This window comes from Streptomyces flavalbus (assembly GCF_042674625.1).
In the GTDB taxonomy this organism is placed as follows: Bacteria; Actinomycetota; Actinomycetes; order Streptomycetales; family Streptomycetaceae; genus Streptomyces; species Streptomyces flavalbus.
Window position 1 is genome coordinate 2,612,410 of record NZ_JBHTEB010000001.1, and the last position, 14,279, is coordinate 2,626,688.

Genomic DNA, 14,279 nt, shown 5'->3' on the forward strand with positions numbered 1-14,279 from the left:
TGATTCGGTCGGGTAACACCGGCACCGCACGCTCAAGAGCATGACCTCGAATACGCGTGTGGTGGTGATCGGCGCCGGCCTCGCGGGCGTACAGCTCGCCAAGCGGCTCGGTGAGCTGGGCACGCCCGCGCTGCTCGTCGGCGACGAGGAGCACCGGCCGTACAACCGGGTGCTGCTCGCCGAGGTGCTGGCCGGGCGGTACGCCCCCGAGGTGATAGCCCTGCCCGCCCCCGCGGAGCTGACCCGCGCCCGGGTCACCGGCATCGACCGGGCCGCGCGGACCGTGGAGTGCGCCGACGGCTCGCTGATCGCATACGACACGCTGGTGCTGGCCACCGGCTCCAACCCGGTGCTGCCGCCGCTGCGCGGCCTGTTCACCGGCACCCCCGAACTCCCCGAGGGCGTGCACGCCTTCCGCACCATGGACGACTGCCTCGGCCTGTCCAAGGCGGTGCGCCCCGGCGTGCGGGCGGTCGTCATCGGCGGCGGGCTCCTCGGGGTGTCGGCGGCGCGGGCGCTGGCGATGCGCGGCGCGCAGGTCATGCTCGCCCAGCAGGCGGAGCGGCTGATGGAGCGCCAGCTCGACCCGGGCGCCTCCAAGCTGGTGCTGCGGCACCTGAGGGACCTCGGCGTCGAGGTGCACACCGAGTGCCGGGTGCGGGACGTGCGCTGCGTCGGCGGCGCGGTCCGCTCGGTGGAGATGGCCGACGGGTACGCCCTCGACGCCGACCTCGTCGTCCTCGCCTGCGGCGTCCACCCGCGCGTCGGCCTAGCCCAGGCCGCGGGCCTTGAGGTCCGCAAGGGCGTCGTCGTCGACGACGAGCTGCGCACCTCCGACCCGCACATCCGGGCCATCGGCGACTGCGCGCAGCACGCCGACACGCTGTACGGGCTGGCCACCCCGGCGCTGGAACAGGCCGAGGTGCTGGCGCGGGCGCTCGCCGGCGACGGCACCGCCCGCTACACCGGCACCCGGGCCCTGACCCGGCTGAGCCTGAACGGCCGCACACCTTCCGGCCGCACACCTTCCGGCCGCGCGTCTTACGGCCACACGTCTTTCGACCTCGCCGCGTTCGGCGAGACCGAGGCGCTCCCGGGCGACGACGTCGTCCAGCTCACCGACGCCACCCGAGGCACCTACCGCAAGGTCGTCGTCCGCGACGACCGCGTGGTCGGCGGGGTCCTCGTCGGTGAACTCGGCACCGTCGGCGCGCTCGCGCGCGCCTGGGAGGGAGCAGAGCCGCTCCCCGCGGACGGCGCGCCCCTGCTCCACCTGCTTACCAACGATGGAGGCTCCTGATGACCGCCACCCTGGGGGCCAACCCCACGATCGTGCTCGTCGGCCACGGCATGGTCGGCCAGCGCTTCCTTGAGGCGCTCGCCGAGCGCGGCCTGACCGCCACGCACCGCGTGGTCGTGCTGTGCGAGGAGCCGCGTCCCGCCTACGACCGCGTCGCGCTGACCTCGTACTTCTCGGGGAAGACCCCCGAGGAGCTGTCGATGACCGACATGGAGTTCATCGAGAGGCACGGGATCGAGCTGCGGATCGGCGACCCGGCCGAGACGGTCGACCGCGAGACGCGGACGGTGACGGCCCGCTCCGGGTTCACCGTCGGCTACGACATCCTGGTGCTGGCCACCGGCTCCTACCCCTTCGTCCCGCCGGTCCCGAACAAGGACGCCACCGGCTGCTTCGTGTACCGCACGATCGAGGACCTGCTCGCGATCGAGGAGTACGCCAAGACCCGGGCGAAGGTCGGCGCCGTGGTCGGCGGCGGGCTGCTCGGCCTGGAGGCGGCGGGCGCGCTGAAGGGCCTCGGACTGACCTCGCACATCGTGGAGTTCGCGCCGCGGCTGATGCCGGTGCAGGTCGACGAGGGCGGCGGCGCCGCGCTCCTGCGCACCATCGAGGAGATGGGCCTGGGCGTCCACACGGGCGTCGGCACGCAGGAGATCGTCGTGGACGACTCCGGCGCGGTGACCGGCATGAAGCTGTCGGACGGCTCGGTCCTCGACACCGACATGGTGGTGTTCTCCGCCGGTGTCCGCCCCCGCGACCAGCTCGCCCGCGACTGCGGTCTGACGGTCGGGGAGCGCGGCGGCATCGCGGTGGACGAGCAGTGCCGGAGCGTCTCCGACCCGCACGTCTTCGCGATCGGTGAGTGCGCGCTCGCGGCCGACGGCCGGGTGTACGGCCTGGTGGCGCCCGGCAACGAGCAGGCCGAGACGGCCGCCGCGACGATCGCCGCCGAGGAGGCCGCGTTCACCGGCGCCGACCTGTCGACCAAGCTGAAGCTGCTCGGCGTGGACGTGGCGTCCTTCGGCGACGCGCACGGCACGACCGAGGACTGCCTGGACGTCGTCTACTCCGACTCCCGCGCGGGCCTGTACAAGAAGCTGGTCGTCGCCCGCGACGGCACCCTGCTCGGCGGCATCCTCGTCGGTGACGCCGACGACTACGGCACCCTGCGGGCGTTCACCGGCTCGGTCCCGCCGGTCAAGCCGGAGTCGCTGGTGCTGCCCGCGGGGGTGGGCGCCCCGACGCAGCTCGGCCCGTCGGCGCTGCCGGACGAGGCGATCGTCTGCTCCTGCCACAACGTCTCCAAGGGCGCCATCCGCGCCGCGGTCACCGACCACCAGTGCACCACCGTGCCCGAGGTGAAGAAGTGCACCAAGGCCGGTACGGGCTGCGGTTCCTGTGTGAAGGTGCTCGGCCAGTTGCTCACCGCGGAGCTGGAGGCCAGCGGCGTCGAGGTCGACAAGGGCCTGTGCGCCTGCTTCTCGCAGACCCGCGAGGAGCTGTACGAGATCGTCCTCGCCCTGCGCATCAACTCCTTCCAGGACCTCCTGGACCGCTACGGCCGCGAGGAGGCCAGGGGTGGCGAGGGCTGCGAGGTCTGCAAGCCGACGGTCGGCTCGATCATCGCCTCCCTCGCCCCGGTGATCGGCGCGAGCCCGTACGTCCTCGACGGTGAGCAGGCCGCCCTCCAGGACAGCAACGACCACTTCCTCGCCAACCTCCAGAAGAACGGCTCCTACTCCGTCGTACCGCGCATCCCCGGCGGTGAGATCACCCCGGAGAAGCTGATCGTGATCGGTGAGATCGCCCGGGACTTCGGGCTCTACACGAAGATCACCGGCGGTCAGCGGATCGACATGTTCGGCGCCCGGGTGGAGCAGCTCCCGGTGATCTGGACCCGGCTGGTGGACGCGGGCTTCGAGTCCGGCCACGCCTACGGCAAGTCGCTGCGCACGGTGAAGTCCTGCGTGGGCCAGACCTGGTGCCGCTACGGCGTCCAGGACTCCGTCCGGATGGCGATCGACCTGGAGCTGCGGTACCGGGGACTGCGCTCCCCGCACAAGCTGAAGTCGGCGGTGTCGGGCTGCGCCCGCGAGTGCGCCGAGGCCCAGTCGAAGGACTTCGGCGTGATCGCCACCTCCAACGGCTGGAACCTCTACGTCGGCGGCAACGGCGGCGCCACCCCGCGCCACGCGGACCTGCTCGCGCAGGACCTGTCGGACGCGGAGCTGATCCGGCTGATCGACCGGTTCCTGATGTACTACATCCGCACCGCCGACCGCCTGGAGCGCACCTCCACCTGGCTGGACCGCATCCCCGGCGGCCTGGACCACGTGCGCGACGTGGTCGTGGAGGACTCCCTCGGCATCTGCGAGGAGCTCGAGTCGCTCATGGCGGCCCATGTCTCCGCCTACCGCGACGAGTGGGCCGAGACCATCAACGACCCGGAGAAGCTGGCCCGGTTCGTCTCCTTCGTCAACGCGCCGGACACCCCCGACCCGGTCGTGGGCTTCGTCCCCGAGCGCGACCAGATCAAGCCCGACCTGCCGCTGCTGTCCATCGGCATCCGCCCCGCGGAGCCCACCGCGGACGTCCTGGAAGGAAGCGCCCAGCGATGACCCTGGCACCCGAGACGACCGACCTCAAGATCCAGCTCCGGCTGGGCGAGGACGACTGGTTCACGGCCTGCGACCTGAGCCAGTTGCTCCCCGGCCGCGGGGTGGCGGTCCTGTTGCCGGACGGCAGCCAGGCGGCGCTGTTCCGCGACCGCAAGGGCGAGCTGTACGCCATCGACAACCGTGACCCGTTCGGCGGCGCGGCGGTCCTCTCCCGCGGCCTGCTCGGCAGCCACCAGGGCCGCACGTTCGTCGCCTCGCCCCTGCTGAAGCAGCGGTTCGACCTGCGGACCGGGGAGTGCCTGGACGAGGACGGGGTGCGGATCGTGACGTACGAGGTGCGGGCGGCCTAACCGACCCGTTTCAGGGGGCCGTAGGCCACCTGGGTCATCCGCTCCGACGCCTCCCACAGCAGCTCGCCCGCCCGGTCGTCGAGGGTCCACGGGGCCCGCGGTGACGGGGCGGGCGTGCCGTTCCCGCGCCAGGCGGCGAAGGACGGCCCGGTGAAGGAGTCGGGCCGCACGTCCGGCGCGGTCGCCGCGTACAGCACCGGCAGCGCGCCGCCCTCCGCCGACTGCGCGACGACCCGGTTGCCCAACTCCGCCACCCACTCCGACACCCGGCGCCCGGCGGCCCGGGGCCCGGTGGTCTGGAGGTTGGTGGCGGCGTACCCGGGGTGCGCCGCCACGGCGGTCACCTCCGCGAACGCGGCTTCCAGCCGCCGGGCCAGCTCATGGGTGAACAGCAGGTTGGCCGACTTGGACCGCGCGTAGGCGACCCAGCGCCGGTACCGCCCCCGCTCGCTGTTGAGGTCCCGCGGGTCGATGGTGGCGAGCGCGTGCATCATGCTGGAGACGGTGACGACCCGGGCGTCCGGCGTGGCCAGCAGCGCGGGCAGCAGCAGCCCGGTGAGCGCGAAGTGCCCGAGGTGGTTGACGCCGAACTGCGTCTCGAACCCGTCGACGGTCGTCCCGTACGGCAACGCCATCACGCCCGCGTTGTTGACGAGCAGGTCGAGCCGCTCGTGCCGGTAGGCCGCCGCGAACTCCCGCACGGACCCGAGGTCGCCGAGATCAAGCCGTACGAACTCCACATCGGCACCGCCCACTTCGCTCGCGATCCGCCGCTCGGCGGCCCGCCCGCGCACCTCGCTCCGGCACGCGAGCACCACGTGCGCCCCCTTACGGGCCAACTCCCGCGCGACGACGTACCCGAGCCCGCTGTTGGCACCGGTGACGACGGCGACCCGCCCACCCTGGTCGGGAATCCGCGCTGCGTTCCACGCCACGACCGAGACTCCTTCCTCCTCCTGGCCCCCCGCACGGCTCGGCTCCCCCACCGGAGGCAATCTACGCGCAGGGGGACGGAGAGGCCCGCATCCGTATCCGGCCCGACACACTCCCGCCATGCACATGTCCACACCCCGTCCACTCCCCGCCCCTAGATTCCGAGACCGCACCGCACCACACCACCCCGCCGCCGCCCGGCGACGGGGCCGGTCACGACCCCTCTGGAGTGAGAGTGGAACGTCGTAGCCTCCTGCGCGCCGCCGTCCTCGGCGGTTCCACGGCAGCCCTGGGCGGAAGCCTGTGGCGGGGCGCCGCCTACGCCGCGCCCGCACAGCCCGGCACGGGCCCCTACGGGGCGCTCGGCTCCCCCGACGCCAACGGCATCAGGCTCCCCAGCGGCTTCACCAGCCGCGTCATCGCCCGTTCCGGTCAGAAGGTCTCCGGCACCTCGTACACCTGGCACAACGCCCCCGACGGCGGCGCCTGCTACGCCGACGGCACCGGCTGGATCTACGTCTCCAACTCGGAGATCAACCCGGGCGGCGGCGCGAGCGCGGTGAAGTTCTCCGCGACCGGCGCGATCACGGGCGCGTACCGCGTCCTGTCCGACACCCGGCAGAACTGCGCGGGCGGCAAGACCCCGTGGAACACCTGGCTGTCCTGCGAGGAGGTCTCCCTCGGCTACGTCTACGAGACCGACCCGTGGGGCGTGAACGCGGCGGTGCGCCGGGACGCCATGGGCCGCTTCAAGCACGAGGCGGCGGCGGCCGACCCGGTGCGCAAGGTGATCTACCTGACCGAGGACGAGACGAACGGCCGCTTCTACCGCTTCGTCCCGACCACCTGGGGCGACCTGTCCTCCGGCAAGCTCCAGGTGATGGTCGCGGGCACCGCCACGTCGGGCTCCTTCACCTGGACGGACATCCCCGACCCCGACGGCTCCCCCACCACCACCCGCACCCAGGTCTCCGGCTCGAAGTCCTTCAACGGCGGCGAGGGCTGCTACTACGCCGACGACAAGGTGTGGTTCACGACGAAGGGCGACAACAGGGTCTGGCAGCTGAACCTGACCTCCAACACCTACGAGTTGGCCTACGACGACTCGTTGGTCACCTCGGGCACGGCCCCCCTCACCGGCGTGGACAACATCACCGGCGCGTCCTCCGGTGACCTGTTCGTGGCGGAGGACGGCGGCAACATGGAGATCTGCGTGATCACACCGGACGACGTGATCGCCCCGTTCCTCCGCGTCGACGGCCAGTCCTCCTCGGAGATCACGGGCCCGGCGTTCTCCCCCGACGGCAGGCGCCTGTACTTCTCCAGCCAGCGCGGCACGACGGGTTCCTCCTCGGGCGGCATCACGTACGAGGTGACGGGCCCCTTCAGGTCGTAGGGGGAGGGGATAGGGGACGTAGCGTGCGGGGGCCGGGTGACGCCCCCCCCGAGACGCCGAGGGGGGAGCGATTGGCGCCTTTGGCTCATGCCGCGCCAGGCGCTCCCCACCAGAACCAACGGCGCTTGTGGGTCAAAAGGGCCAGACGTTCACCGCCCATCCAAGCGGAGAGCTACCATCCGGTCACGTCACGTTCGTATCACGGGTCGTTTATTTCGCCGCAGTTGCCAACAGGCCCTCCCATACCTCCAATCCCTCACCATCCGTAGGGATATGAAGCCGGGGGGCTCACCATGAAGTCGTTCCGCAAGCCTGCTGCCCTGACCATCGCCGCGCTGACCTTGGCGGCGGCACCGACCACCGCCGTCGCCCACGACGGCACGCACCCGTTCGCCAACTGCACCGAGGCGTACGAGAACGGGCACGCCAACATCCCCGAGACCGACGAGCACTACGGCAGGCACCTCGACCGCGACGGCGACGGCGTCGGCTGCGACCAGCCGCCCGCGGACTTCGTCCCCGCGGGGTCCGAGGCGGAGCCGGAAGGCGCCGACCTCGCGGAGACCGGCGGTGACGGCATCACCCTCTACCTCGCCGTCGGCACGGCGGTCCTGCTCGTCGGCGGGGGCACGGTCTACCTGACGGCCCGCCGCCGCGACCCGCGCTGAGAACGGGGCGGCGGCTTGAGGGTATTGAGGAACGACGCGAAGGCGCCGGGCGAAAAGGTGAGCATTCCGTACGCCGGGCCCTTTGAATCTCGTATGGCCACACCGTTGGGGAAGTCCGCTATCTCCACACAGTCGTTCCCCTCCCCACCACCGGAGAAGGACGACTTCTTCCACGGCGAGAGAGTGGTCATGTCTCGCTCACAGCTCCTTGGCCATTCGACAGATGAGGTCACGTGACTTCTCCGGAGGGAGAGCACTCTCCTTCACCCTACGGAACAGCTCCCGGAAGTGCCTCAGTTGCGCCTCGGAGTCCAGGAAGGCGGTGCCATGCGGAGCGTCGCGTACGACGGTGTCCAGTCGAGCGATCGCACCGCCCAGGTACACCATGGTGCTTCCCGCACCTGGGAAGTCATCCAGGGTGAAGGGAATGACCCGTACGGTGACGTGGGGCGCCTGTGACATCTCCAGGATGCGGGCGAGCTGCGCCTGGCTGGCGGCACGTCCCGCCACCTTGATACGGAGCGCGGCCTCGTGGATCACGGTCTCGTAGGGAATGGCGTCAGGGCCTTCGATGATGACCTTTCGCCGCATACGGTGTTCCACCCGCCGCTCCACCTCCCGCGCCGGAAACTCCGGATTCATGTAGGCGAACAGCGCCTGGGCGTACGCCTCCGTCTGGAAAAGCCCGGGTACATGAAGGACTGCGACGTCGCGTCGGAACGTGGCGTGATGCTCCAACTCCGCGAGGTCCTGGTAAGCGGACGGGAGTACGCCTCGGTACTCTTCCCACCAACCACGCGTCCGGTCGGTGGCGAGGGATACCAGCGCTTCAATCAACTCATCGTCATCACAGGCGTAGTTGGCAGCAAGCTGGCGAAGCCGCTCCTCGCTCACACCGGAGAGCCCTGACTCGATGTGACTGATCTGGACGTGACTCACCCCCAGTAGCGCCGCCGCCGCGCGTGCAGCGAGCCCGGCCGCGTCGCGGAGCTTGCGGAGTTCCGCCCCCAGACGCACCTGACGTGCCGTGGGTTCGCGCCTTGTCGTCATCGACTACTCCCTGGTTCAAACGCGCCTCCAGGTCGGCTCGTTCGGAGTCAGGCTATGCGATCAGCTTGCGCGACCGAAACTGTAACCCCTACCGTCGGTGATGCGACGAGCACGCTGCGGAAGCGCACCGCTCCGTCCTGCCATGACGGCTGCGGCAATGACACCGCCACCCCCCACTACCGAACCGGAGCTGACGCATGTCCGAATACGACTCCTGGGAGTACTCCCTCTACATCCCGAACGACCCCCGCGCCGTCCCCATCAGCCGCCGTACCCTCCGCCTCATCCTCACCATGCACGGACTGATCCGCTTCGTGGACGTGGCCGAACTCCTCGCGGCGGAGCTGGTGTCCAACGCCGTACTGCACACGAAAGGGCCCGCCGCCCTACGGGTGCGCTGGGCGGCGGGCGTGCTGCGGATCGGGGCGTGGGACACCGACCCCGAACCGCCCCAACCGCCGGTGCCGTTCGAGCGGAGCGGGGACGCCGAGGGCGGACGCGGGCTGGCGCTCGTACGCGCCTGCGCCGACGTGTGGGGGTGGCAGCCGCTGGCCAGGGACGGGAACCGGGGCAAGTACGTCTGGTGCGAGCTGACGTCGGCGGCGTGAACGTTTCGCCGCCGCTCGAAAGAGTGAACGCCTCCGCGTTCGTCGGATCTGCCGGACATCAGACCAGGAAAGTGGCGCCCATGGTCACATCCACCCACGAGACCTCGCACCGGATCTTCCAGGATCACCCCGAGGTACTCGCCCCGATCTTCGAGGCGTTGGGGCTGCCGCCGCCCGTGAAGGCGGACATCGAGGCGATCACCCCGGACGCCACGGAGCTGAAGCCCCTTGAGCGCCGCGTGGACACGGTCCTCAGAGTCGACCCCGCGGACGGCGACGGCTTCCTGCTCGCCATCGAGGCGCAGACCAGGAAAGCGTCCGACAAGGCGGTCAACTGGCCTTACTACATGGCCTATCTGACCGCGAGGTACCACCTGCCGGTGCTGCTCGTCGCCGTCTGCCGGAAGTCGTCCACCGCCAAGTGGGCGGAGGGGCCCTTCGAGAACCGCGTCGGGCCGTGGCTCAGTCAGGTCACGCGTCCGTTCGTGCTCGGCCCGGGTTCCGTTCCCGAGATCACCGACGAGGCGGTGGTGGCGCGCCAACCCGCCCTGGCGACGTTCAGCGCCATCATTCACAGCGAGAGCCGGGGCATCGAGGCCATACTGAACCTACTGGCCCGCGGCATGAGGTCGTTCGACAAGGACACGGCCACCTACTGGTCCGAACTGCTGGAAGTCGGCCTGGAGAACACTCCGGCCCGCGAGACATGGAGAGAGCTGCAGAACATGGTCGCCAGTTACTTCCCCGGCAGGGGCACCCTCATCGAAGAGACGTACCTCAAGGGCGAGGTCAAGGGGAAGGTCGCAGGCAAGGCGGAAGACGTTCTACGCGTCCTCGAAGCCCGCGGCCTCCCCGTCCCTGACGCCGTACGCGACCGCGTCACCGCCTGTACCGACCTCACCGCCCTCGACGACCTCCTCGTACGCGCGATCACCGTCGAGCAGGCGGAGGAACTGTTCAGCGCGCCGTGAGGTGGCAGTGGCGGCCCCGCTTGGGGCCGTCTACTGACGCCGTGCCACCCCCGGATCATCCCGTTTCGGAGCCGGGCGGCCAGCCTCCGGCCGCCCGGTCAGCGTCGTCCTCCGGACCTGCGGGGACAGCAGCGCCGCGCCCGTGGCGAGGACGATCAGGGCCGCGCATCCGGCCAGCGCCGTCTCCGTGCCCACCGCATCCGCGATGGGTCCCGCCGCCAGGAGGCCCAGCGGGGCGAGAGCCAGGGAGCCGAACCATTCGTAGGAACTGACCCTGGAGAGGGCCTCTTCGGGGATCTGTCGCTGGATCGTGGTGGACCACAGGACGGCGAAGACGTCCCCGGCGACACCCGCGCAGAACATCGCCGCGGCGATCAGCCAGACGGGAGCGGACGCCGCGAGCAGGGCGATCGGTACGGCCGCCGGGAAGGTGGCCAGCACCGCGACGAGGACCGGGCGCCGTACCCGGACGCGGGCCGCAAGCCCCGCACCGGCGATGGTGCCCAGGGCCTGGGCGGCGACGATGACGGACCAGGCGCGAGCGCCGCCGAGGTGCTCCGTGGCCGTCAACGGTCCCAGCACCCCGACGTTGGCGTTGAGCGCGGCCACGACGACGGTGTACTGGGCGACCACCACCCACAGCCACTGCCGGGACGAGAACTCCCGCCAACCCTCTTTCAGGTCATCCCACCCCGACGACGACTTCGCCGGGCGGCCGGGGATCCGTAGCCGGGCCGTGAGGACGGCGCTGACGACGAACGACGCGGCGTTGAGCGCGAGCGCCCAACCGGCGCCGACCAGCGCCACCGTGACTCCCGACAGGGCGAGCCCGAGCAGCAGGGCGGTGTTGGTGCCCACCCGCAGCATCCCGTTGGCCTGCTGGAGCCGGGCCGTCGGCACGACCAGCGGCACGAGCCCGTCCATCGCCGGGGAGAACAACGCCGTCGCGGTACCGGCCACCACGGCCAGCGCGCACATGAGGATGAGCGGTGCGTCGCCGGACAGCGCCAGGGCCGCCAACCCCGCGTAGGCAGCCGCGCCGACGGCATCGGCTGCCACCATCAGCCGGACCCGTGACACCCGGTCCGCGATCACTCCGCCAGCGAGGATGAACACGAGCTGCGGCAGCGCCTGGCACGCCAGAACCAGCGAGAGCCGACCCGGCGTGGCGCCCGGCAGGGCGAGCACGGCGAAGCCGAGCGCCACCCTCGCGAAGCCGTTCCCCAGTACGGAGATGGTCCTGGCCGAGGCAAGGACCAGGAACTGTTGATTCCGCCAGAGCACCGAACGATCGGGGGCCAGAGTCACGCCGCCGCACTCTACGGGGCACCGCGCAGGCGCTTCCGACGCATCGTCCATTTCCCGCCGACCTCGGGAGCGTCAACGCCCCATCACCGTCGAGCACGCCGAGCAGCTCTTCAGCACCCCGTGAGACGGAGGGGGCGGCACCCCCGCACAAGGGTGCCGCCCCCTCCCCGCGGTCCGGGGCCGTCGCTGGTCGGTGAGGGTTGAGGGAGCAGCGACGGGCCCGGAGGGCGTCAGCGGTGGTCGCTGCCCGTTGACTGGGACGCCGCGCGGCCCGCTTCCAGGCGGGCCACCGGGATGCGGAACGGGGAGCAGGAGACGTAGTCCAGGCCGACCTCGTGGAAGAAGTGGACGGACTCCGGGTCGCCGCCGTGTTCGCCGCAGACGCCGAGCTTCAGGTCGGGGCGGGTCGCGCGGCCCGCCTTGGCCGCCGCGGCGACCAGGGAGCCGACGCCGTCCTTGTCGATCGTCTCGAACGGGGAGACGCCGAAGATGCCCTTCTCCAGGTAGGCGGTGAAGAAGGAGGCTTCCACGTCGTCGCGGCTGAAGCCCCACACCGTCTGCGTCAGGTCGTTCGTGCCGAAGCTGAAGAACTGGGCGGCCTCGGCGATCTGGCCCGCCGTCAGCGCGGCGCGCGGGAGTTCGATCATCGTGCCGATGGAGAGCTTCAGGCGCGTGCCCGTCGCCGCCTCCACCTCCGCGATGACCTTGTCCGCCTCCTCGCGGACGATCTCCAGCTCCTGGACCGTGCCCACCAGCGGGATCATGATCTCGGCGCGCGGGTCGCCCTTCGCCGCCTTGCGTTCGGCCGCCGCCTCCGCGATCGCCCGTACCTGCATCGTGAACAGGCCGGGGATGACCAGGCCCAGGCGCACGCCGCGCAGGCCCAGCATCGGGTTCTGCTCGTGCAGGCGGTGGACCGCCTGGAGGAGGCGGAGTTCGTTCTCGTGGGGCTCCTGGCGGGATTCGGCCAGGGCCACGCGGACCGAGAGTTCCGTGATGTCGGGGAGGAACTCGTGCAACGGCGGGTCCAGGAGGCGGATCGTGACCGGGAGGCCGTCCATCGCCTCGAAGAGTTCGACGAAGTCGCGCTTCTGGAGCGGCAGTAGCTCCTTCAGGGACTCCTCGCGCTCCTGCTGCGTGTCCGCCAGGATCAGGCGTTCCACCAGCTCACGGCGGTCACCGAGGAACATGTGCTCCGTGCGGCACAGGCCGATCCCCTGCGCGCCGAAGCGCCGCGCCCGCAGCGCGTCCTCGGCGTTGTCCGCGTTGGCGCGCACCCGCAGGCGGCGCTTGCGGTCCGCGAAGGCCATGATGCGGTGGACGGCCTCCACCAGCTCGTCCGCGTCGTCCGCGCCCGCGTGCATCCGGCCCTCGAAGTACTCGACGACCGGGGAGGGGACCACCGGCACCTCGCCCAGGTACACTTTGCCCGAGGAGCCGTCGATGGAGATGACGTCGCCCTCCTCGACCACATGGCCGCCGGGCACCGTCATCCGGCGGCGCTTGGTGTCGACCTCCAGCTCCTCCGCGCCGCACACGCACGTCTTGCCCATGCCGCGCGCCACCACCGCCGCGTGGGAGGTCTTGCCGCCCCGGGAGGTGAGGATGCCCTCCGCGGCGATCATGCCGTCGAGGTCGTCGGGGTTGGTCTCGCGGCGGATCAGGATGACCTGCTCGCCCGAGCGGGACCACTTCACCGCGGTGTACGAGTCGAAGACCGCCTTGCCGACCGCCGCGCCCGGCGACGCCGCGATGCCCCGGCCGATCTGCTCGACCTTCGCCTCGTCGTCGAAGCGGGGGAACATGAGCTGGGCGAGCTGGGCGCCGTTGACGCGCTGGAGCGCCTCCGCCTCGTCGATCAGGCCCTGGTCGACGAGTTGCGTGGCGATGCGGAACGCCGCGCCCGCCGTGCGCTTGCCGACGCGGGTCTGGAGCATCCAGAGCTGGCCGCGCTCGATGGTGAACTCGATGTCGCAGAGGTCCTTGTAGTGGTTCTCCAGGGTCTCCATGATCTGCATGAGCTGGTCGTACGACTTCTTGTCGATCGACTCCAGCTCCGCGAGCGGGACCGTGTTGCGGATGCCCGCCACGACGTCCTCGCCCTGGGCGTTCTGGAGGTAGTCGCCGTACACGCCCTGGTGGCCGGAGGCGGGGTCGCGGGTGAAGGCGACGCCGGTGCCGGAGTCCGGGCCCAGGTTGCCGAAGACCATCGAGCAGACGTTGACCGCGGTGCCGAGGTCGTGCGGGATGCGCTCCTGGCGGCGGTAGAGCTTGGCGCGGTCGCCGTTCCAGGAGTCGAAGACCGCCTTGATGGCGAGGTCCATCTGCTCGCGCGGGTCCTGCGGGAAGTCCCGGCCCGCCTCCTTCTTCACGATCTTCTTGAAGGCGGTGACCAGCTTCTTCAGGTCCGCGGCCTCCAACTCGGTGTCGACCGTGACCTTCTTGGCCTCCTTGGCCTTGTCGAGGGCGTCCTCGAAGAGTTCGCCGTCCACGCCGAGGACCGTCTTGCCGAACATCTGGATGAGGCGGCGGTAGGAGTCCCACGCGAACCGGTCGTCCCCGGCCTGCTTGGCCAGGCCCTGCACCGACTTGTCGGAGAGGCCGATGTTGAGGACGGTGTCCATCATGCCGGGCATGGAGAACTTGGCGCCCGAACGGACCGAGACCAGCAGGGGGTTGTCGGGCTGGCCCAGCTTCTTGCCCATGCGCCGCTCCAGCGCGTCGAGGTGCGCACTCACCTCGTCACGCAGTGCCACGGGCTCCTCACCGCTGTCGAGGTAGACCTTGCAGGCTTCCGTGGTGATGGTGAAGCCGGGTGGCACGGGGAGACCCAGGTTGGTCATCTCGGCGAGGTTGGCACCCTTGCCACCGAGCAGGTCCTTGAGGTCCTTGTTGCCCTCGGTGAAGTCGTAGACGAACTTCACGCCCTCAACGCTGGCGCCGTGCTCGGCTACCTGAAGATCTTTGTTTTCCGACACGGGTCTCGACTCCTCGAAGACGCGGTGGCTGCCCTGACGGCGAGGAACATACCCAGATCAAAGGCGTCTGGGTACGTCCACTCGTGCGTCATGCGCCTG

At 70.6% G+C, this 14,279-nt stretch carries 12 protein-coding genes; 7 read left to right on the top strand and 5 right to left on the bottom strand.

Translation table 11 applies throughout. The features are described 5' to 3' along the window. The first annotated feature begins 40 nt into the window (after positions 1-40). The 3 genes from ACFQZ6_RS11655 to nirD are packed head-to-tail and all read left to right on the top strand — an operon-like array spanning position 41 to position 4,268. Complete coding sequence (locus tag ACFQZ6_RS11655; protein ID WP_381607370.1) at positions 41-1,300, top strand: NAD(P)/FAD-dependent oxidoreductase; 1,260 nt, start codon at positions 41-43, stop codon at positions 1,298-1,300. After that, positions 1,300-3,918 (top strand): nitrite reductase large subunit NirB, encoded by a 2,619-nt coding sequence (gene nirB / locus ACFQZ6_RS11660; RefSeq protein ID WP_381607372.1) that lies wholly within the window; start codon positions 1,300-1,302, stop codon positions 3,916-3,918. The genes ACFQZ6_RS11655 and nirB overlap by 1 nt, the downstream gene beginning before the upstream one ends. Continuing rightward, on the top strand, positions 3,915-4,268 hold the full coding sequence (nirD, locus tag ACFQZ6_RS11665; protein ID WP_381607374.1) for a nitrite reductase small subunit NirD: 354 nt from the start codon (positions 3,915-3,917) through the stop codon (positions 4,266-4,268). The genes nirB and nirD overlap by 4 nt, the downstream gene beginning before the upstream one ends. Here the strand turns inward: nirD and ACFQZ6_RS11670 are convergent. Beyond that, positions 4,265-5,203, bottom strand: a complete 939-nt coding sequence (locus ACFQZ6_RS11670) for an oxidoreductase (protein ID WP_381607376.1) — start codon at positions 5,201-5,203, stop codon at positions 4,265-4,267. The genes nirD and ACFQZ6_RS11670 overlap by 4 nt on opposite strands. A 233-nt stretch (positions 5,204-5,436) precedes the next feature. Between ACFQZ6_RS11670 and ACFQZ6_RS11675 the strand changes: the two genes are divergently transcribed. After that, a complete protein-coding gene (locus ACFQZ6_RS11675; protein ID WP_381607378.1) occupies positions 5,437-6,597 on the top strand; it encodes an alkaline phosphatase PhoX in 1,161 nt (386 codons plus the stop codon). A 293-nt stretch (positions 6,598-6,890) separates the two neighbouring features. Next, a complete protein-coding gene (locus tag ACFQZ6_RS11680; RefSeq protein WP_381607380.1) occupies positions 6,891-7,265 on the top strand; it encodes an excalibur calcium-binding domain-containing protein in 375 nt (124 codons plus the stop codon). Here the strand turns inward: ACFQZ6_RS11680 and ACFQZ6_RS11685 are convergent. Both ACFQZ6_RS11685 and ACFQZ6_RS11690 read right to left on the bottom strand, forming a co-directional pair. Next, on the bottom strand, positions 7,232-7,456 hold the full coding sequence (locus tag ACFQZ6_RS11685) for a DUF397 domain-containing protein (RefSeq protein WP_381607382.1): 225 nt from the start codon (positions 7,454-7,456) through the stop codon (positions 7,232-7,234). The two genes, ACFQZ6_RS11680 and ACFQZ6_RS11685, sit on opposite strands and share 34 nt — an antisense overlap. Positions 7,457-7,463: 7 nt before the next feature. Then, on the bottom strand, positions 7,464-8,315 hold the full coding sequence (locus ACFQZ6_RS11690; RefSeq protein ID WP_381607384.1) for a DUF5753 domain-containing protein: 852 nt from the start codon (positions 8,313-8,315) through the stop codon (positions 7,464-7,466). 197 nt (positions 8,316-8,512) lie between these two features. Here ACFQZ6_RS11690 and ACFQZ6_RS11695 point away from each other — a divergent pair, with 197 nt between their 5' ends. Together ACFQZ6_RS11695 and ACFQZ6_RS11700 are read left to right on the top strand one after the other, a co-directional pair. Continuing rightward, positions 8,513-8,923 (top strand): ATP-binding protein, encoded by a 411-nt coding sequence (locus ACFQZ6_RS11695; RefSeq protein WP_381607386.1) that lies wholly within the window; start codon positions 8,513-8,515, stop codon positions 8,921-8,923. Positions 8,924-9,003: 80 nt separating this feature from the next. Next, complete coding sequence (locus ACFQZ6_RS11700; RefSeq protein ID WP_381607388.1) at positions 9,004-9,894, top strand: hypothetical protein; 891 nt, start codon at positions 9,004-9,006, stop codon at positions 9,892-9,894. Positions 9,895-9,924: 30 nt separating this feature from the next. Here the strand turns inward: ACFQZ6_RS11700 and ACFQZ6_RS11705 are convergent, their stop codons facing one another. After that, positions 9,925-11,202, bottom strand: coding sequence for an MFS transporter (locus ACFQZ6_RS11705; protein WP_381607390.1), 1,278 nt, complete (start codon positions 11,200-11,202; stop codon positions 9,925-9,927). A 230-nt stretch (positions 11,203-11,432) separates the two neighbouring features. Then, positions 11,433-14,180 (bottom strand): pyruvate, phosphate dikinase, encoded by a 2,748-nt coding sequence (gene ppdK, locus ACFQZ6_RS11710; RefSeq protein WP_381607392.1) that lies wholly within the window; start codon positions 14,178-14,180, stop codon positions 11,433-11,435. Positions 14,181-14,279 lie beyond the last annotated feature (99 nt).

What these genes read in the sequence shown, in the direction of transcription:
- ACFQZ6_RS11655 (WP_381607370.1), top strand. Translation starts at nt 41, where the DNA reads ATGACCTCGAATACGCGTGTGGTGGTGATCGGCGCCGGCCTCGCGGGC.
- nirB (WP_381607372.1), top strand. Translation starts at nt 1,300, where the DNA reads ATGACCGCCACCCTGGGGGCCAACCCCACGATCGTGCTCGTCGGCCAC.
- nirD (WP_381607374.1), top strand. Translation starts at nt 3,915, where the DNA reads ATGACCCTGGCACCCGAGACGACCGACCTCAAGATCCAGCTCCGGCTG.
- ACFQZ6_RS11680 (WP_381607380.1), top strand. Translation starts at nt 6,891, where the DNA reads ATGAAGTCGTTCCGCAAGCCTGCTGCCCTGACCATCGCCGCGCTGACC.
- ACFQZ6_RS11685 (WP_381607382.1), bottom strand. Translation starts at nt 7,456, where the DNA reads ATGACCACTCTCTCGCCGTGGAAGAAGTCGTCCTTCTCCGGTGGTGGG.
- ACFQZ6_RS11690 (WP_381607384.1), bottom strand. Translation starts at nt 8,315, where the DNA reads ATGACGACAAGGCGCGAACCCACGGCACGTCAGGTGCGTCTGGGGGCG.
- ACFQZ6_RS11695 (WP_381607386.1), top strand. Translation starts at nt 8,513, where the DNA reads ATGTCCGAATACGACTCCTGGGAGTACTCCCTCTACATCCCGAACGAC.
- ACFQZ6_RS11700 (WP_381607388.1), top strand. Translation starts at nt 9,004, where the DNA reads ATGGTCACATCCACCCACGAGACCTCGCACCGGATCTTCCAGGATCAC.